The organism is Methylobacterium gregans, from assembly GCF_022179245.1.
In the GTDB taxonomy this organism is placed as follows: domain Bacteria; phylum Pseudomonadota; class Alphaproteobacteria; order Rhizobiales; family Beijerinckiaceae; genus Methylobacterium; species Methylobacterium gregans.
The window spans coordinates 50,591-68,311 of the sequence record NZ_BPQM01000059.1; the positions used below are offsets into that span (position 1 = coordinate 50,591).

Annotated in this window: 15 protein-coding genes, 1 tRNA gene and 3 pseudogenes; 13 read left to right on the top strand and 6 right to left on the bottom strand. The window is 68.8% G+C overall.

Annotated features, from left to right (window positions below):
• Nucleotides 1-93 precede the first annotated feature (93 nt).
• Nucleotides 94-549, top strand: a pseudogene (locus MFF54_RS12615) (Lrp/AsnC ligand binding domain-containing protein).
• A gap of 535 nt (nucleotides 550-1,084) precedes the next feature.
• Here MFF54_RS12615 and MFF54_RS12620 read toward each other — a convergent pair.
• On the bottom strand, nucleotides 1,085-2,884 hold the full coding sequence (locus MFF54_RS12620; RefSeq protein ID WP_370880148.1) for a methanol/ethanol family PQQ-dependent dehydrogenase: 1,800 nt from the start codon (nucleotides 2,882-2,884) through the stop codon (nucleotides 1,085-1,087).
• Nucleotides 2,885-3,079: 195 nt separating this feature from the next.
• On the opposite strand from MFF54_RS12620, the gene MFF54_RS12625 reads away from it, so the two are divergent.
• The 12 genes and pseudogenes from MFF54_RS12625 (at nucleotide 3,080) to MFF54_RS12680 (ending at nucleotide 14,431) form a co-directional block, all read left to right on the top strand.
• The gene (locus MFF54_RS12625) at nucleotides 3,080-4,558 is read left to right on the top strand and encodes a sensor histidine kinase (RefSeq protein ID WP_238303235.1); all 1,479 of its coding nucleotides are present in this window, start codon (nucleotides 3,080-3,082) and stop codon (nucleotides 4,556-4,558) included.
• Nucleotides 4,555-5,214: a response regulator gene (locus tag MFF54_RS12630; protein WP_238303237.1), complete on the top strand. Its 660-nt coding sequence runs from the start codon at nucleotides 4,555-4,557 to the stop codon at nucleotides 5,212-5,214. Before MFF54_RS12625 ends, MFF54_RS12630 begins: the two co-directional genes overlap by 4 nt.
• A gap of 81 nt (nucleotides 5,215-5,295) precedes the next feature.
• Nucleotides 5,296-5,613: a helix-turn-helix domain-containing protein gene (locus tag MFF54_RS12635; protein WP_238303239.1), complete on the top strand. Its 318-nt coding sequence runs from the start codon at nucleotides 5,296-5,298 to the stop codon at nucleotides 5,611-5,613.
• A 15-nt stretch (nucleotides 5,614-5,628) separates the two neighbouring features.
• A pseudogene (locus tag MFF54_RS12640) lies at nucleotides 5,629-5,772 on the top strand (helix-turn-helix domain-containing protein); the annotation flags it as partial.
• Between the two features lie 111 nt (nucleotides 5,773-5,883).
• Nucleotides 5,884-6,165: a cysteine hydrolase family protein gene (locus MFF54_RS12645; protein ID WP_238303336.1), complete on the top strand. Its 282-nt coding sequence runs from the start codon at nucleotides 5,884-5,886 to the stop codon at nucleotides 6,163-6,165.
• A gap of 650 nt (nucleotides 6,166-6,815) precedes the next feature.
• The gene (locus tag MFF54_RS12650; RefSeq protein WP_238303240.1) at nucleotides 6,816-8,075 is read left to right on the top strand and encodes a glycosyltransferase; all 1,260 of its coding nucleotides are present in this window, start codon (nucleotides 6,816-6,818) and stop codon (nucleotides 8,073-8,075) included.
• 234 nt (nucleotides 8,076-8,309) lie between these two features.
• The gene (locus tag MFF54_RS12655; RefSeq protein WP_238303241.1) at nucleotides 8,310-8,525 is read left to right on the top strand and encodes a ferredoxin; all 216 of its coding nucleotides are present in this window, start codon (nucleotides 8,310-8,312) and stop codon (nucleotides 8,523-8,525) included.
• Nucleotides 8,522-9,838: an NAD(P)/FAD-dependent oxidoreductase gene (locus MFF54_RS12660; protein WP_238303242.1), complete on the top strand. Its 1,317-nt coding sequence runs from the start codon at nucleotides 8,522-8,524 to the stop codon at nucleotides 9,836-9,838. Before MFF54_RS12655 ends, MFF54_RS12660 begins: the two co-directional genes overlap by 4 nt.
• A complete protein-coding gene (locus MFF54_RS12665; protein ID WP_238303243.1) occupies nucleotides 9,831-11,072 on the top strand; it encodes a cytochrome P450 in 1,242 nt (413 codons plus the stop codon). The genes MFF54_RS12660 and MFF54_RS12665 overlap by 8 nt, the downstream gene beginning before the upstream one ends.
• Before the next feature lie 103 nt (nucleotides 11,073-11,175).
• Nucleotides 11,176-11,451 carry a hypothetical protein gene (locus MFF54_RS12670; RefSeq protein ID WP_238303244.1) on the top strand — a complete coding sequence of 92 codons (276 nt, stop codon included), beginning with the start codon at nucleotides 11,176-11,178 and terminating at the stop codon, nucleotides 11,449-11,451.
• 38 nt (nucleotides 11,452-11,489) lie between these two features.
• Entirely contained in the window at nucleotides 11,490-12,698 is a 1,209-nt protein-coding gene (locus MFF54_RS12675) for a DUF3095 domain-containing protein (RefSeq protein WP_238303245.1), read from the top strand.
• Nucleotides 12,695-14,431 carry a patatin-like phospholipase family protein gene (locus MFF54_RS12680; RefSeq protein WP_238303246.1) on the top strand — a complete coding sequence of 579 codons (1,737 nt, stop codon included), beginning with the start codon at nucleotides 12,695-12,697 and terminating at the stop codon, nucleotides 14,429-14,431. The genes MFF54_RS12675 and MFF54_RS12680 overlap by 4 nt, the downstream gene beginning before the upstream one ends.
• 81 nt (nucleotides 14,432-14,512) lie before the next feature.
• On the opposite strand, the gene MFF54_RS12685 is transcribed toward MFF54_RS12680, so the two are convergent.
• From MFF54_RS12685 to MFF54_RS12700, 5 genes and pseudogenes are all read right to left on the bottom strand, one after another.
• The gene (locus tag MFF54_RS12685) at nucleotides 14,513-14,722 is read right to left on the bottom strand and encodes a hypothetical protein (RefSeq protein WP_238303247.1); all 210 of its coding nucleotides are present in this window, start codon (nucleotides 14,720-14,722) and stop codon (nucleotides 14,513-14,515) included.
• Nucleotides 14,723-14,728: 6 nt separating this feature from the next.
• A pseudogene (locus tag MFF54_RS27790) lies at nucleotides 14,729-14,890 on the bottom strand (DUF6538 domain-containing protein); the annotation flags it as partial.
• Between the two features lie 119 nt (nucleotides 14,891-15,009).
• Nucleotides 15,010-15,099 (bottom strand) — tRNA-Ser (locus MFF54_RS12690).
• Nucleotides 15,100-15,316: 217 nt separating this feature from the next.
• The gene (htpG, locus tag MFF54_RS12695; RefSeq protein ID WP_238303249.1) at nucleotides 15,317-17,143 is read right to left on the bottom strand and encodes a molecular chaperone HtpG; all 1,827 of its coding nucleotides are present in this window, start codon (nucleotides 17,141-17,143) and stop codon (nucleotides 15,317-15,319) included.
• Between the two features lie 113 nt (nucleotides 17,144-17,256).
• Nucleotides 17,257-17,694 carry a DUF3429 domain-containing protein gene (locus MFF54_RS12700; protein ID WP_238303251.1) on the bottom strand — a complete coding sequence of 146 codons (438 nt, stop codon included), beginning with the start codon at nucleotides 17,692-17,694 and terminating at the stop codon, nucleotides 17,257-17,259.
• Nucleotides 17,695-17,721: the final 27 nt, after the last annotated feature.

Consider the following 17,721-nt stretch of genomic DNA (forward strand, 5'->3'; position numbering starts at 1 on the left):
AGGGTATGAGCCTTCTGGGCGATCTTGAAGCCGGTTAGAGGGCAATACGGCCGTGAAACTCTCTATCCATGATGGTTGAACCGAACGAGCCTTATGCTCGACCGTGTCGACCGTAATAGCCTGCGCATCCTCCAAGCGGAGGAACACGTCGCCACCATCGAGTTGGCTGAGCGATGCGGCTTGTCGGCGACCGCCACAGGCAAGCGCTTCAAGCGTTTGGCACGCGACGGTTACGTTACCGGGTTCGGCGCCAAGGTCGATCCGCACAAGCTCGAACGGGGCCTTCTGATCTTTATCGAGATCGCGCTCGACAAGGCGACGCCGGACGTCTTCGACCCGTTCGCCGACGCTGTGCGCAAGGTGCCCGACATCCTCGAATGCCACATGGCGGCCGGTGGTTACGACTATCGGGTCGAGTCCCGCGTCGTAGGCATGCCGGCTTAACGGCGCTTCCTCGGCGACAATCCCCTGACCTTGCCCGGGGTCTTGGAGACCCGCACCGATCTGGTGATGGAGGAGGTGAAAGCCGAGGGGGCACTGTCGATCTGACCGGAACGCCAAAAAAGAGGCATCGGCACAGGAGCGATGAGTGCATCCCCTCGTGTGAGATGCCCTTTATTGTTGACGCCTGATCACAGTTGGAGAAATCAACGAGAGTGCCGCGCCCGAGACCGCAGTTGGCTAACTTCGTCCGCATCCCGAAGAACACCTTCCGGAGCCAGATCGCAGAAAGCTCTCATGTCTGTCCCGCGCGCCTCAAGTATACAGCCCCGTCCGCTCAAGGCGGTCTCAAGTACTAAGCGGCACCCGGCGCCTCTCGGTCTGGGTCCGCCTTCTCCCAAATCAAAAACGGCCAACCGTGGCTGGCTGTTCCAATGTGAGGCACAGGGTTGCGCGGCCCAGACGGCATTAAGAAATGGCGGGCCCGGAGGCCCGCCTTGTCCATCTCTGCGCGACCAGAGGGTGGAGGAGTGGGTGTCGCGCAGAGGTTCGGATCAGTCCGTGTCGCAAACAAACCCTCTGTCACAAAGGCGGGTCATGCCGGCAAAGCCGCAAGGGCGGCTGCCGGACCACGGAGGCGTGTTCAGTTGGGTAACGTGAACACGGTCAGCTGACCGCCGAGGTTGGTGTACTGGGACAGGCCGGCATAGCCACCGACCGCGCCGAGACCGGCATTCGGGTCGGTCAGGCCGGCCGCGAGGCCGATGCCGGCCCAGCCGCCGACGCCCGAGAGGACGCCCACGTACTGCTTGCCCTTGTGCTGGTAGGTCATCACGTTGCCGATGATGCCCGACGGGGTCTTGAACTTGTAGAGCTCCTTACCCGTCTTCGAGTCGACAGCCTTCAGGTAGCCCTCGAGGGTGCCGTAGAAGACCACGTCGCCGGCGGTGGCAAGAGCGCCCGACCACACCGAGAACTGCTCGGGCAGTGACCACTTGATCTTACCCTGGATGTTATCCCAGGCGATGAAGTTACCCATGCCGCCGTGCGAGCCGGGGGCGGGGTACATCGACAGGGTCGCGCCGACATAGGGCTGGCCCGGGGTGTAGCTCACCCGGAACGGCTCGTAGTCCATGCAGACGTAATTGGTCGGCACGTAGAACAGGTTGGTCTTGGGCGAGTAGGCCGCCGGCTGCTGGTCCTTGGTACCGAGAGCCGCCGGGCAGATGCCCTTGGTGTTGACATCCTCGCCGTTCTGCTCGGTCGAGTACTTGGCCTGCACCAGAGGACGGCCGTAGGTCGGGGACGACTTGTCGAGATCCACCTTCGTGGCAAAGTTCACCGCCGGATCGAATTTCTCGGCGACGAGGACTTCGCCGGTCGCCCGGTCGAGCGTATAGGCGAAGCCGTTGCGGTCGAAGTGGGTGAGCAGCGGACGATCCTTGCCGTCAACCTTCTGATCCGTGAGGATCATCTCGTTGATGCCGTCGTAATCCCACTCGTCGTGCGGGGTCATTTGGTAGATCCACTTCGCTTGCCCCTTATCGGGATTGCGGGCGAAGATCGCCATCGTCCACTTGTTGTCGCCCGGACGCTGCTTCGGGTTCCAAGTCGAGGGATTGGCGGTGCCGTAGTAGAAGAGGTCGAGCTTCGGGTCGTAGGAGTACCAGCCCCAGGTCGCCCCGCCGCCGGTCTTCCACTGATCGCCTTCCCAGGTCTTCAGCGAGGAGTCCTTGCCGATCGGCTTGCCGAGCGCGATGGTCTTCTCCGGGTCGACGAGCATCTCGTCGTCCGGCCCGACGCTGTAGGCTCGCCAGACCCGCTTTCCTGTCCTGGCATCATAGGCGGTCATGTGCCCGCGGATGCCGTACTCGGCTCCCGAGATGCCGACGATGATCTTGTCCTTGACCGGCAGCACGGTTGCGGTGTTGGTCTCGCCGATCTTCGGGTCGCCATTCTTCACCGACCAGTTGACCTTGCCGGTCTTGGCGTCGAGCGACACGAGGGTGGTGTCGGCCTGGTGCAGGATGATCGCACCATCGGCGTGGGCGAGGCCACGATAGACGGTGTCGCAGCACATCACCGGGATCACAGACGGATCCTGCTTGGGCTCGTACTTCCAGACGATCTTCGCCTCGTTGTCGAGGTCGAGCGCGTAGACGATGTTCGGGAAGGGCGTGTGGACGTACATCATGTTGCCGACGACGAGGGGGGCGCCCTCGTGGCCGCGCAGCACGCCGGTCGAGAAGGTCCAGGCGACCTGGAGGTTCTTCACGTTCGAGGCGTTGATCTGGTCGAGCTTCGAATACCGCGTGTTGGCGTAGTCGACCGTCTGCAGAACCTGCTGTGTCGGATCCTGGGTCCGCTTCAGGACGTCATCGTTGGCGTATGCCCCGGATGTGCCGAGAGCGAGCATCAGACCGAGAAGATGAGCCTGTCGCATGGATGTCCTCCGCTTGCCGACCTGATCTTCGTGCAGGTTCGGATTGGGTGCCGGCGCAATCGGAAGCTATGGAGATCATAAGAGCCGGTGTAGGGCAGATTCCCTGCGGTCATCTGGGCAATTTGCCCGAGATGCACCCCCGACGCTTGCCAAGGCTGCCGGGCCGGGGCCTCCTCGGCTACGGGAGGAGCGCGGATGAGGCTACTGGTCGGACTGATCCTGCGCATCCTCGCCGTCGTGGCGCTGTGCGTGACCGGTGCGACCGCCTGGATGGTGATCGAGGTCCACCGCGGCATCCACGAGGAGGCGGTCGCCTCCGCCGACCGGGTCGCGCGAGAGGCGCGGGAGCTCGCATGGCGCGAGCTGACGTGGCGCGGCAGCGCCGGGCGCTACGCCAAGTACGCGTTCCCCGACTGGCGCAGCTCGCACACCCTCCGCTTCATCAGCCCCGGCAATTGCGTGGCCCTGACCTGGGAGGGCGAGGCGACGCAGACGCAGTGCAGCGGGCTGGAGACGGTGGGCGGCCCCGCCCCCGCCTGGTTCGAGACACTGCATCGCCGCCTCCTCGGCCCGAGCGAGCCGGTGCGCCGGGCGATCACGCTCAACAGGCGGGAGGCGGGCACCGTCGTCACCACGCCCGATCCCGGTGCGATGGTCCGTCAGATCTGGCGTCAGGTGCGGGTCCTGATCGGGACCGCACTCGCGATGGCGGCCTGCATCGCGCTGCTCGCCACCTTGGTTCTCGGGGTCTCGCTCCGTCCGGCGGCCCTGATCACACGGGGCCTGCGTCGTCTGGGCGACGGCGACCGCGCGGCACGCCTGCCGCGCTTCCGCTCCGGCGAGTTCGACCGGATCGCGCGCGCCGTCGATGCGCTTGGAGAGCGCCTGGAGCGCAGCACCGTCGAGCGCACGGTCCTGACGCAGCGCTTGTTCCAAGTGCAGGAAGACGAGCGCCGCGCGCTCGCCCGCGAGCTGCACGACGAGTTCGGGCAGTGCCTGACCGCGACCGGCGCGCTCGCCGGTGCGATCGAGGCCGGGTCCGCGGACCGGCCGGACCTGCGCGCCGATGCACAGGTCATCTCGCGGACCATCCGACAGATGATGACGACGTTGCGTGAGGCGCTGGCCCGCCTCCGCCCGCCGGACCTGGAGGAATTCGGCCTCGGCCCGAGCCTCCACCGGCTCGTCGCGTCCTGGCGGCGGCGCGAAGCGCCGACCTTCGCGCTGGGCGTCGCGGGCGATCTCGCCACAGTGCCCGGGCCGGTCGCCCTCAGCCTCTACCGCATCGTCCAGGAATGCCTCACGAACGCGGTGCGGCACGGCCGGCCGACATGCGTGAGAGTCGATCTCGTGCGCCGCCGGGATTGGATCTCCGTCGTGGTCAGCGACGACGGCGGCGGCGATCCCGCGGCGATCGCCGGGACGGGCGGCCACGGGGTCTTGGGCATGCGCGAGCGCGTTGCGGCGCTCGGCGGCCGTCTGACGATCGGTCGTGCGGAGCAGGGCCTTCGCATCGAGGCCGTGATCCCGTGTCCCCCTGACCCATGTCCCCCTGACCCATGTCCTCCTGAATCATCTCAGGGACCTGTCGCCCGGTGCGCGGTGCCGATCGCGGCGGTCGGGGCCGCGGATCGGTCGGACGCGACCCGGCCCGCCGAACGCGCTGCGGCATGAGTGAGATCACCATCCTGCTCGTCGACGATCATCCGGTCGTGCGCGAGGGCTACCGCCGCCTTCTCGAGCGGCAGGACGGCTTCAGGGTGGTCGCCGAGGCCGAGACGGCGGCGGAGGCCTACCGGCTCTACCGGACGACGAACCCGAGCGTCGTCGTTCTCGATCTCACCCTTCGGGGGCCGAGCGGGCTTGAGGCGATCCGCAACATCCGTCTCCGCGACGGGCAGGCGCGCATCCTCGTCTTCACCATGCATCAGGGCGCGGCCTTCGCTCTCAAGGCCTTCGAGGCGGGAGCCGCGGGCTACGTCACCAAGAGCAGTCCGCCCACGGAGCTGATCGCGGCGCTGACGGCCGTCGCGCGCGGCCGACAGGCGGTCAGCATCGACATCGCGCAGGAGATCGCGGCCGACCGGCTCGCCGGCCGGCACTCCCCGCTCGACGACCTCGCCCCGCGCGAGATCGAGATCCTGCGCCTCGTGGCCTCCGGCATGGCGACCGAGACCATCGCGGCCGCCCTCCACCTCAGCCCTAAGACGGTCCAGAACTACCATTACGGGATCAAGGCGAAGCTTGGAGCCCGCAACGACGCCCATCTGGTCTGGCTGGCAATCGGAGCCGGTGTTCTGACACCCCAGACTTTTCATGACGAGCCATGATCTCCGCGGGGCTCGACGCCGCGCCGAGGCAGGCACGGAGGATCGCCGGACGGGCAGTCCTTTAGGACCCGAGCCTGCACCATGGGGCCGATCGCCGAGGCCGTGCTCGGCTGCGAGATCGTCCTGGGAGCCCGGGCCGATCTCGTCTTTCCGGCCCACCGACTCGACGCCGCGAACTCGAAGCGCTTCGATCCGACCACGGTGCGTGCGGGCGAGGACGAGCCGATCCGCGACGACTTCGCCGCCTGCGTCGTCTACCTGATCGAGCTCGGGCTGGACGAGGCCCGCCCCACCATCGACGGGATCGCCGGCCGCCTCGGCCTCTCGCGCAGGACGCTGCAGCGCCGCCTGGAGGGGGCCGGCACGCGCTATGTCGATCTTCAGCGCGGCGTGCTGTAGCGCCGGGCGAAGGCGCTCCTGTCAGGCGGGCCGCTGGCGATCGGCCGGGTCGCGGTCGAACTCGGCTACGCGGACGCAGCCCATTTCAGTCGCGCCTTCCTGGATTGGACGGGTACGACGCCGAGCCGGTGGCGCCGGGCTGCCGAAGGCGCCGCATAAGGTGCCGGACGCCGCTGGCGCGCGGTGTCCTCTTTTCGGCCGGGATCGGCCTTATGGTCCCGCGCCCGCACGGTAGGCTCGTCCGGCTTCCACCGCTCAGGAGAGCCCGCCATGTCCGAGACCGCCGAGACCGCCGAGACCGCCCTCATCGTCATAGACGTCCAGGAATCCTTCCGCCACCGGCTCTTCTTCCGCACCGACGGGCTCGCCGCCTATGTCGAGCGCCAGCAGCCGCTGATCGACGGGGCCGTGGCCCTCCGCCTGCCGATCGTGCAGGTCTTCCATCTCGCGGATCAGGGACCGTTCTCGGATGCGGGAGATCCAAGCTGCGACGATTGCTGGCCCTCTGCGCGACCGATAGGACCCGCGCACATAGAAACTCCCTCGGCCTGAGAAGCATCATCGCAGCAACCGTGGCAGCTGCGCGGGCCAGATCTACGGCTGCCGCGTGTACAAGGTTACGAAGTCCTCTCTGAGCAACTGCAGGATACACTGGTAGGCCAGCGGTAGGGCCGAGATCGCAAGTGACTGGAGCGAGGAAATCGCCTGTGAGGATCTCATGATGCTTGCGGCCGATGTGCAGGACATGCTTGACCGCGCGTGGTCAGAAAACGACCGCTTCCTTTGTATGCCGACCTCACCGCTTTCGACCTCTTCCGGACCATCAAGAAGGGCGATTGGAATATCCGCTCGACATGCGGAAGCGGACTTCATCGTCGCTAGACACGCTCTGAGTTTGAGGGCCGGAAGTGGGACAGCCTCGCGTCGCGGGCAGCAGGCGGACGCCGCGAGAGATGTGATCGGCCATTTCCTGGGCGCGGGTCACCAGCGGACGGCGAAGCCTCTCGAATCGCGAACCTACCTGACTTCGATCCGCAATGTCGGGCCCGCTCAACAACCGCTCAGATAGGCTACCAACTGCGCCGTCGGCTTGAGGGAGCCGAAGCGTGCGCATGCGCACTCCGGGCGTCACGATCCGGAAACGGTGCGGCCACCGCCGCGAATGAAGGAGGCAAGAGACCGGCGTATCGAAGGAGGCCGCCGTGAAGATACTCATCGCAGCCACACCTCTGACGGGGCACGTCAATCCGCTCATGGCCATCGGCCGCCTGCTCGCGTCGCGCGGCGACGACGTTGTCGTCACGACCGACCCGCTCTTCGCGGAAAAGGTCGAGCGTGCTGGCTTGCGTTTCGCCCCTTGCGACGACTTTGGCTCGGCGAGCTATCTGGAGCCCGACCTGCCGCCGGGCCCTGAGCGTTGGACGCACGAGTTCGAGCGGCGCTTCATCGCGCCGATGCCGGCACAGGCCGCGCGGCTGCGCGCGCTGATCGCGCAAGAGGCGCCGGACGTCATCGTAGCGGGCAGCCTGTTCCTCGGCGTTCTCCCGCTGCTGCTCGATAGGCGACCGCGCCCGCCGATCGCCGTCGTGAACGTGAGCTTCCTGTTCCTCGACCGGCCGGACGGGGCGCCCATCGGCTTGGGCCTGCCGCCGGCCCACGATGCGGCCGAGCGCGCCCGCTACGCCCTGCTCAAGGCCCGAATGGACGCGGCGTTCGTGAACCCGGTGCGGGCACATGCGGACCGGCGGCTCGCCGAACTCGGCCTGCCGCCGCTGCCGGCTTCGCTGACGCAGTCGATCGTTGTGCTGCCCGAAATCTTCCTGCAGCCCGGCGTACCGGATTTCGAGTACGATTTCGGCAGCCTGCCCAAGACTCTGCGCTTTGTCGGCCTGCTGCCGAGCGGACAGACGGCCGTACAGCTCCCCGAGTGGTGGCTGACCCGCGACCGCACCAAGCGCGTCGTCCTCGTCACGCAGGGCACCCTCGCCAACGCCGATTTCGGAGAGCTGGTCGAACCGACGCTTGCCGCGCTCGCCGACCGGGACGACCTCCTCCTCGTCGCCACGACAGGTGGTCGGCCGCTCTCGTCGCTAAAGGCGCCGCTGCCGGCCAATGCACGCGTCGGGACCTTCCTGCCTTTCGAGACGATCCTTCCCGAGATCGACCTCCTCGTCACCAACGGCGGCTACGGCAGCGTCAGCCAAGCGCTCGCGGCCGGCGTGCCGATCGTCGTGGCCGGGTTGACCGAGGACAAGGCCGAGGTCGCGGCGCGCATCGGCTGGTCGGGCGTCGGGATCAATCTCGCCACCAACGCGCCCTCGGTCGCAGCCCTGCGGGAGGGGATTGATCGGGCCCTCTCCGATCCGGGGTTTGCGCAGCGCGCCGAGGCCATGGCCGACGCCTTCGCTGCACGGAATGCTGCGCAGACGATTTTGACCCAAGTGAATGCGCTCGCGGCCTGACCGGCCCTGATTGCCGTGTAAGCGTTCCCGTCCGCAGGGCGAATCCTCAGTATAGCGGGCACCTAACCCTTCCGGAGACCGCGCGATGGCGACCACGCTACGTCGGACAAAGGCCGGCTCCGGCCCCGGGACTGGACGGCCGCAGCGCCCCGCTGCCGGCCCAGTGGCGTACGGCTCGGCCCGCGCGCCGGGAATGCGGCCTTGCTCGATGCAGAGCGATCGGAGAGCCAGCCCATGCGCGTCGTCGTCGATCTGAACCGCTGCCAGGGCTACGCGCAGTGCTGCTACGCCGCGCCGGCTCATTTCGAGCTGCGAGGCCACGAGATCCTGTTCTACGATCCCGCGCCCCCCGAGACGGCGCGGGCGCGGATCGAGCGGGCGGAGCAGGCCTGCCCGGTGCGCGCGATCAGCGTCGAGCCCGCCGGGCTCGCCGAGGAGGACGCGCCGTGAGCGGGCAGGCCGGCATCGTCGTGGTCGGCGCCTCGCTGGCAGGGCTGCGCGGCGCCGAGGCCCTGCGCCTGGGCGGTTACGAGGGGCCGCTCACCCTCGTCGGCGACGAACCCCATCGTCCCTACGACCGGCCGCCGCTCTCCAAGCACGTGCTCGCGGGCGAACTCGCCGCCGATGCGACGGCACTCCCGCAACGCGTGCCGCTGCGGGCGTGCTGGCGCCTCGGCAGCGCCGCGACGGGGCTCGACCGGCGGGCGAAGACCGTCCGGCTCGCCGACGGCAGCAGCGTGGCCTACGACAAGCTCCTCGTCGCCACCGGCGCCCGGGCACGGAAATGGCCGGGCGAGGGCGCGGGGCTTGGCGGCGTCTTCACCATCCGCGGCCGCGACGAGGCCGCGGCCCTGCGCGCGGCGCTCGCCCGGGCCTCCGGTCGCGTCCTCATCGTCGGCGGCGGCCTGATCGGCTGCGAGGCCGCCTCCTGCTGCCGCGCTCTCGGTCTGCCGGTGACGCTCGTCGATCCTAATGCGACCCCACTCGCCCGCGCGCTCGGCACCTTTGTCGGCGGCACGCTGGCGGCCCGCATGCGCGCGGCCGGGGTCGATCTGCGACCCGGCACGCAGGTCCGCGCCCTCGAAGGCGAGGACGGGCAGGTGTGCCGGGCCCGGCTTGCCGACGGCGCCACCATCGCGGTCGGTCTCGTCATCGCGGCGCTCGGCGCCGTCCGCGATACCGACTGGCTCGCGATGAGCGGGCTCAAGGCGGATATCGGCGGCCTTACCTGCGACGGCGCCTGCCGGGCGATCACCCGCACGGGCGAGCCCGACCCGGACATCTTCGCGGCGGGCGACGTCGCGCGCTGGCCGAACCCGCTCTATGGCGGACGCCTGGTCGCGGTCGAGCACTGGGGCAACGCCGTGGAGCAGGCGGCCCACGCGGCGCGCAATATGCTGAACCCCGACGATCCGCTGCCCTACGCGCATCTGCCGGCCTTCTGGTCGAGCCAGTTCGGCCTCAACATCAAGATGGTCGGTCTCGCCGACGGCGCAGACAGCGTCGCGATCGTGCAGGGCAGCCGCGCGGCCGGGCGCTTCCTCGCCGTCTACGGGCGCGACGGCCGCAGCATCGCGGCTTTGTCCTTCGACGAGGCCCGCTGGCTGCCGGCCTATGCCGAGCGCATCGCGGTCGGAGCAGCTTTCCCGCCCATCCGCGGCGCGACCGACCAGCCCGCCGTCGAGACGCGCGCGCCGGGCTTCCCGCCGCCTCGGCCGATCCCCACCGATCGCGGGCGGATGCCGGAGGCTGCCCATGCCTGAGGACACTCTGTTCGCCGAGGTGCTCGATCCGAGGAATCGGGCAGACCCCTATCCGATCTACGCGCGGCTGCGCCGGACGCCAGTGGCGCGCCAGCGCGACGGCGCCTACGTGGTGAGCACGCACGCGGCGATCCGCAGCCTGCTCTTCGATCCGCGGCTGAGCTCCGAGGATCTGCCGCCCTCCCGCAGACCGCCCACGGGCAACCCGCTCAAGGACTGGCTCCTCAACCCGATCAAGAACCGCATCGCCAACGCCCACCGGCCGCTGATCTTCCGCGACCCGCCGGACCACGACACGCTGCGCGGCTTCGTGATGAGCGAATTCACCATCGCGCGGGTCAACGACCTGCACGGGCGGGTTGCCGCGCTGGTCGACGGACTGATCGAGACCTGCCGCGGCCGCGACACGGTCTGCCTCGTGGACGACCTGTCCTATCCATTGCCGGTCGCGGTGATCTGCGATCTCCTGGGGGTGCCGGAGCAGGACGAGCCGCAATTCCACGCCTGGGCGACGCGCCTCGCCACGGCCCTGGAGCCGGATGCCCGCCGGGACGAGGAGGCGCGGCGGGCGACGGTGGAGACCTTCGACGCCATCGCGGACTACATGCGCGCGCTGATCCGGCAGAAGCGCCGGCAGCCTGCCGACGACATGCTGAGCGGACTCGCCCGGCGCGGCACCCGCGACCGGCCGGCCATGGGCGACGTCGACCTGATCGCCACGGCGGTTCTACTCCTTGTCGCCGGCCACGAAACCACGGTGAACCTCATCACCAACGGCATGCTGACCCTGCTGCGCCACCCCGACGAGCTTGCGCGGCTCAAGGCCGATCCCGAGCGAGCGCCGAGGGTCATCGAGGAACTGCTGCGCTACGAGCCGCCGGTGCATTTCCGGAGCCGCAAGACGCTCGGCGACATCGCGGTGGCGGGCGCGACGATCCCGAAGGGCGCGCCCGTCATCCTGCTCTTCGCCGCCGGCAACCGCGATCCCGAACGCTTTTCCGAGCCGGACCGGTTCGATCCGGACCGCGCCGACATCCAGCATTTCGGCTTCGGCGGCGGCCTGCACTACTGCGTCGGCGCACCGCTCGCCCGCATCGAGGCCGAGATCGCGCTGGTGGCGCTCTGCCGGCGGCTGCGTGATCCGAAGCTGCTCGCCGATCCGCCGCCTTACCGCCCCGGTGCCTCGCTGCGCGGCCCCGAGAATCTCGGCATCCGCATAGCGGGCATCCTGTGACATCGCACACGGGATACAGGCGCAGGGCTGGTCGGCAACTGTAACAGGCCGCAGGGCGGATGTACGAGGCGGATGCGGGGCCGAGCGGAAGGAAACCGGACCGATGCGGACTGTCTTTATCGCAGGACTGATCCTCGCCGCCGTCGGTGCGGCGCAAGCCTCGCTCTCGAACCTCGTCAGCGCCTGGGGGCACGACTTCGCGGTCACACCCTTTCAGCCGATGGAGCTGATGGTCGCCGTCGCCAAGGACAGGAAGAGTGGCGCGCCGATGTTCAACCTCGTGAAGACGCCGAGCGGAGCCGTGCTGGCGCTGGTGCCGCTCGATCAGATCAAGGAGATGCCAAAGGTCGCGCCGAAGGATATGATGGCGCCCCCGTGACCGAGTCGGCGGGCCCTGCTCCCGCCGGAGCGTCCCACATGGCGATCGCGCAGCTGCATCAGCCGGATGAGCCCTCCGCGACCGGAAGCGGCTCCGCGTCGGAAACGGGCTTTGCCTACGAGGTCCTCAAGCCGTTCACGTCCTTTGCGGACGTCTTAGAGCCCTCCGTCTTCGTGCCGGTGCCGGACGATTGGTGGATCGGCCATTGCGACGTGATCGACTCGACCGGAGCGATCGCGGCCGGGCGCTACCGCGAGGTGAATATGGCGGGCGCCGCCGCGATCGCGGCCGTCCGCAACGCGCTGCACGGCCGCGCCCTGGCCTTCGTGTTCGGGGGAGACGGAGCGAGCCTCGTCCTGCCGCCGTCGGACCGAAGCACCGTCGAGGCGGCGCTCGCGGCGACCGTCACCTTCGTCCGGGACGAGCTCGGGCTTACGCTGCGCGCGGCCCTCGTCCCGGTCCGCGCGGTCCGGGCGGCCGGGCACGACCTGCGCGTGGCGCGCTACGCTGCCTCCGAGTCGGTGGCCTACGCGATGTTCGAGGGTGGCGGCCTCGCCTTCGCGGACGCGCGGACGAAGGCGGGTGCCTACGGGCTTCCCGCGGCGCCGGCGGGCGCCCGGCCCGACCTCACGGGGCTGTCCTGCCGCTTCGAGCCGGTGCCGGCTGCGACCGGCCTTGTTCTCTCGGTGCTCGCGGTCCCGCTGACCGGAGCCGACCGGATGGCCGTCCGCGCCGCGCTGGCCGACATCCTTGGGCTGATCGAGGCGATGCCGCGCCTAGGTCACCCGTTGCCGGCCGCAGGGCCAGCGCTGGACTGGCCACCATCAGGCTGGGAGATCGAGGCGCGTCTGCGTGGTCCGCTCCTCGGATCTCGGGTCTTGCGACGGTTGCAGGTCCTGATCCGCGCAGGCGTTTCATTCGCGATCTTCCGCAGCAGGCTGACGCTCGGGCGCTTTTCTCCGGGCCGCTATCTCCGCGAAGTCGTCGCCAACGCGGATTTCCGGAAGTTCGACGACGGCCTGCGCATGACCGTGGCCTGCGACGCGGCGACCGCCGATGCGGTCGAGGCCCGATTGCAGACCGCGCGTGCGGACGGAGTCCTGCGCTACGGCGTGCATCGCCAGAACGCCGCGGTCGTCACCTGCATCACACTGTCGGCGGTCGCGGCCGACCACTTCCACTTCGTTGACGGAGCCGCTGGCGGCTATACGCTCGCCGCGCGTCAGCTCAAGGCCGACGGTGCATGAATGAGCCGCGGATCCCCTTCCTATCCGGCCTCGACCCGGCCGCCCGTGCCGCAGTTCGCGACCGGATGGTCGGCATCGCCGTCGCAGGGGGCTGGCCGCTCTTTGAGGAGGGCGAGGCGGGCGATGCGCTCTACACGCTTGTCTCAGGCAGCGTTGGCATCTCGACCCGCGATGCACGCACCGGAGTCGTCCGGCGCGTCGCGCGTCTGGTCCCACCCGACTCAGTCGGTGAGATGGCGCTGCTTTCGGATGCGCCACGCTCGGCCACGGCGACAGCACTGCGCGACTCGCAGCTGCTGCGCCTGACCCGGGACGCCTTCGAGGATATCGTCGCAGAGCAGCCGGGAACGCTGCTCTACTTCTCGCGTCTGCTCGCCGATCGGTTGCGCGCAGTCCAGAAAGCACGCCCGGTCGAGCGGGCACCGCGGACCTTCGCGATACTCGCGGTCACCGAAGGGCCTTCCGTCACCGAGTTCGGAACGCGGCTTGCCCTGGCCTTCGATGGTATTTTGCCGGGCCGGACGGGCTGCCTCGCACAGTGGCCGGAGGGTGTCGATGAATCGTGGTTCCACAGCTTCGAGGCGGGGCACGACCGTACGATCTACATCGCTCAACAGATCGACTGCCCTTGGTGCCGGCTCTGCCTGCGTCAGGCCGATCACGTCCTCCTGCTCGCCGCACCTGGCAAACCGCCCCGGCCCGACTGCGAGGCCTGCGTCGCCCGCACACGCTCGGAATGGGTGCGCATGGACCTCGTGGTCGATCAGCAGCCCGACGCAGAGCTTCCGCGACCGCTCCATCCGGCCGTCGCGGCTCTTCCAGCCTCATTGCGCATCCAGGTGCGCAGCGGGCAGCCGACCGACGTCTGCAGGCTTGCACGGTTGGCGAGCGGCTGCGCGCGCGGCGTCGCGTTCGGTGGCGGAGGAGCGCGCGGCCTCGCCCATCTCGGCGTGCTGCGAGCGTTGGAGGAGGCTGGCTGCGGCGTCGATTTCGTGGGCGGGACCAGCATGGGCGCGATCATCGCGGCGAGCATCGCGATGGGTTGGAGCCTGGAGCGCATCCACCATCAGACCATCGAGTCCTTCGTTGGGCAGAATCCGCTCAACGATTACACGCTGCCCTATCACGCGCTCACCCGCGGCGCGAAGGTCGATGCAGGGCTTGCCCAGCGTTTCGGCGGCGCACGGCTCGAGGACCTTTGGCTGCCCTTCTTCTGCGTCTCGTCGAACCTCACCACAGGCTCGGCAATGATCCATCACAACGGCGATCTACCCACGGCGCTACGTGCCAGCATCGCCATTCCCGGATTGCTGCCGCCGGTTTGCACCGAGGACGGCGTGCTCGTAGACGGCGGCATGATGAACAACCTGCCGGCGGACATCGCCGCCCGGATGGAGCGCGGTCCCGTGCTCGCGATCGACGTCGGCAGCGATCTCGCTTTCCAGACCATGCCGGCCCGGACCTGGCGCGGACGGGTTGTGCGGAGTTGGCTCGGAATGCCGGACGCCATGCCAGCGATCGTTCCGCTCCTTCTGCGCGCGGCGACCGTGTCCAGTGATGCGCAGACGATGATGGCCGTTGCCTCGGCGGCCGCAGTCCTCAAGCCGCGCCTCGCGGGGATCGATCTCCGAGCCTGGGCGTCCTACGAGACGATCGCGGGGATCGGCTATCGTTGTGCTCAGGAGGCACTCGGGGCTGGCCGCCTGGACAGCTGGCGCATGACGCAAGGATGACCGATACCGCAGCCTACGGAGCGGCTATCGCGAGCACAGCGCCGACTATGTACGGCGGCCCGCAGGATGGGGCATCGACCTTCACTCTTGCGCCCATACCGGTCGTTCGACCGCGTTCCACCACATCGTCGAAGGAGACACCGGGGTGCGATCCGCCGCGAACCGCTCGATGATGCTGGCCGTCGTTAGGCTCTGGAACGGTGAGAACCCGCCCGCCCAGTACCGGGCGATCAGCTCGTCGTAGACCTCGCCTGCGACGACGTTGATCTCAAGCAGGTTGAGCCGCCGCACGCCGGCCAGCAGGTTGGCCCAGCGGGCCTCGACCTGCGCGCCGTGACGGCGCTCGGCCTCGCCGACGTCCTTCGTCCCGAGGCTGGCCTTCTCCTCGCGCCGGCCGACGAGGGCCAGGAGGTCCTTCGGGACCCGTCTGCGGAATCCAGAAGACGCCGGTCGTTGGATGGGGCAAGGGACGCAACATCGCCAGAACCACGTGTTTACCGCCCGTGTGTACTACTAAGCGGCCGCGAAGTTGCTGTTTCCCTTCGGTCTATCTGAAAAATCAGGCTTTTCAGGTCAATTGGCGGAGAGGGGGGGATTCGAACCCCCGATGGGCTTGCACCCATGCCGCATTTCGAGTGCGGTGCATTCAACCGCTCTGCCACCTCTCCATCGACGCCGACGCGCTAACGCGTTGCCGTCGCATCGATCTGCTGCCATGCTAATCGCTCGAGCAGCTTCGGCTCCGGGCACCGGATCGATGTCGGGGCTATAGCGAAGCATCAGCAGCGTGGCAAGCCGTTCCGGCGTTTCTGAGCACTGGAACCTGGCGATGCCACACCTGCACGAGAGGGCGACCCCTTCGGGAGTGGGGCCGGGCTGCGGGGATCAAGGTCCTCGCTCAGCGGCGAGCGCCGCCGTGATTGTCCGGGCGAAGGCTACCGGATCGCGGGGGATGTCGCCATCCTGTATGCGGGCAAGGTCGAGAAGGGTACCTGCGGCCGCCGGCACCGCTTCGGCCGGACCTTCCGCCAGGGCGCGGATCAGGGGGTGACGCGGGTTGATCTCCAACACGGCTTGACCACCATTGCGGCCGGCCCGTCGCAGCAGGCGCTGCATCTGCAGATCCGGGCCCGTGCCGGCCGAGAGAACCACCGCGCTCTCGACGAGCCTGTCCGTCGTGCGCACGTCCGCGACGTCGGGCCCGAGCGCCGCCTTGATGGCGGTGACGAGTGCGTCGATGCCGGCGGGCGGCTCGGAGGGCTCGTCAGCGATGGGAAACTTCGAGAGGTCGAGCCCGCCCTGGGTAACCGAGCGCAGCGGCTTGTCTGCGAAGCGCGCGAGCGCCTCGGGCCAGAAGGCGTCGACGTGGTCGGACAGGAGCAGCACCTCGAGGCCGCGGACGCGGAAGCCCTCAAGCTGCGGCGAGGATCCCAGCGCCTCCGCGTCGTCTGCGACGAGATAGTAGATCGCCTCCTGACCGTCCTTCATGCGTACGACGTAGTCGGGCAGGCTCGTCCAGCCGTCGACGGACGAGGAGCGGAAGCGCAGCAGCGGCGCGATCTCTGTGCGGCGCTCGTGGTCCTCGTAGATGCCCTCCTTGAGGATCGGGCCGAAATTCTCCCAGAAGGCCTGGTAGTCCTCCGCGTTCTTGGCGCGGCCCGTGAGCTCCGAGAGAACGCGGCCGGTGACAGCCCGGCGGATCCGCGCAAGCGCCGGCGTCGATTGCAGCATCTCGCGCGAGACGTTGAGGGGGAGATCCTCGGTATCGACCACGCCCTGGACGAAGCGCAGCCACGGCGGCAGCAGCTCGGCCTCATCGGTGATAAACATCCGGCGCACATGCAGCCGCACCTTGCTCTGCCGCTCGTTTTCGAGCGCCTGGAACGGCTTCATGCCGGGCACGAAGAGGAGGGCGGAGAACTCGAGCTGTCCCTCGGCACGCCAGTGCAGGGTAGCCCAGGGCTTGTCGAAGTTCATGCCGACCGTGCGGTAGAATTCCTCGTACTGCTCGGGCGTGACCTCGCTCTTCGACTTGCGCCAGAGGGCGGTGCCTTGGTTGGCCGCCTCCTCGCGACCGTCCTGAACGATCGCGATCGGCACAGTAATGAAATCGGCCCATTTGCGAACGAGGTGGTCGAGCCGGTGAGCCTCCAGATACTCGTCCGCATCCGTCTTGAGATGGAGCACGATGTCGGTGCCGGGCTCGGATCGCTCCGCGCGCTCCAGCGTGTAGCTGCCCTGGCCGTCGGAGGCCCAGGTCCAGGCCTCGTCGGTGCCCGCGCGGCGCGAGGTGACGGTGACCCGGTCGGCCACCATGAAGGCGGAGTAGAAGCCGACGCCGAACTGGCCGATCAGGCTCGGCCGGTCCTCGGCCTTGGCGCTCTCGAGCGACTGCGAGAAGGCTCGCGTGCCCGAGCGGGCGATGGTGCCGAGATTCTGCGCCAGATCCTCGCGGGTCATGCCGATGCCGGCATCCGAGACGGTGAGCGCGCGCGCCGCCTTGTCGGGGGCGATGCGCACCTTCGCGTCGGGCGGCAGGGCGCTCGCGGCCGAGGTCAGCGCCTCGAAGCGCCGCCGGTCCATCGCGTCGGCGGCGTTGGCCACGAGTTCGCGCAGGAAGATCTCGCGGTCGGAGTAGAGGGCGTGCACCACGAGGTCGAGAAGGCGCCCGACCTCGGCACCGAATTCGTGTCGCTCCACCGTCTCACTCACCGCAGCGCCTCCTCGAACAGGGAAAATGCGGGGGCGATATGCCGTCGCGGGCCGGCGAATTCAATGTGCGCTTACCGATGGGATACCCGAGGCTAACCCGTCCGATCCCGCGCTCAGGCCGCGACGAGGAGGGCCGCGCCGGCGACCCCGGAGAGGACGAGGCGCAGCCGCCCGAGCCAGCGCGGGACGAGGCCGCGGCGGGGCAGGTCCTGATCGACCAGGCCCCAGGCCAGCACGAGGACGCCGAGGATGCGCAGATCCCAGGGGGCGGGGGCGGCGAGCGCCGCCCAGGCGATCAGCGAGGGCACGATCGCCAGCAGGTAGTCGCCGCTGCCGGCGTTGCGCGCGGCGGCCGCGCCCCAGCGGATCCCGCCGAGGAAGGAAGCGATGACCGCGCCGTAGGCGGAGAGGATCGTGCGCGGGCTCAGGCCCAGCGTGCCGAGCCCGCCGTCGTTTCCGGCGACCGACAGGGCGGCGAAGCCGAGGAACGGGACCAGCCCGGCCACGCCGAGGATGACAGCCCCCATCGGGACCGGATTCAGGCGTGCCATTCACCCTCCGCTCGGCCGCCATCCGCG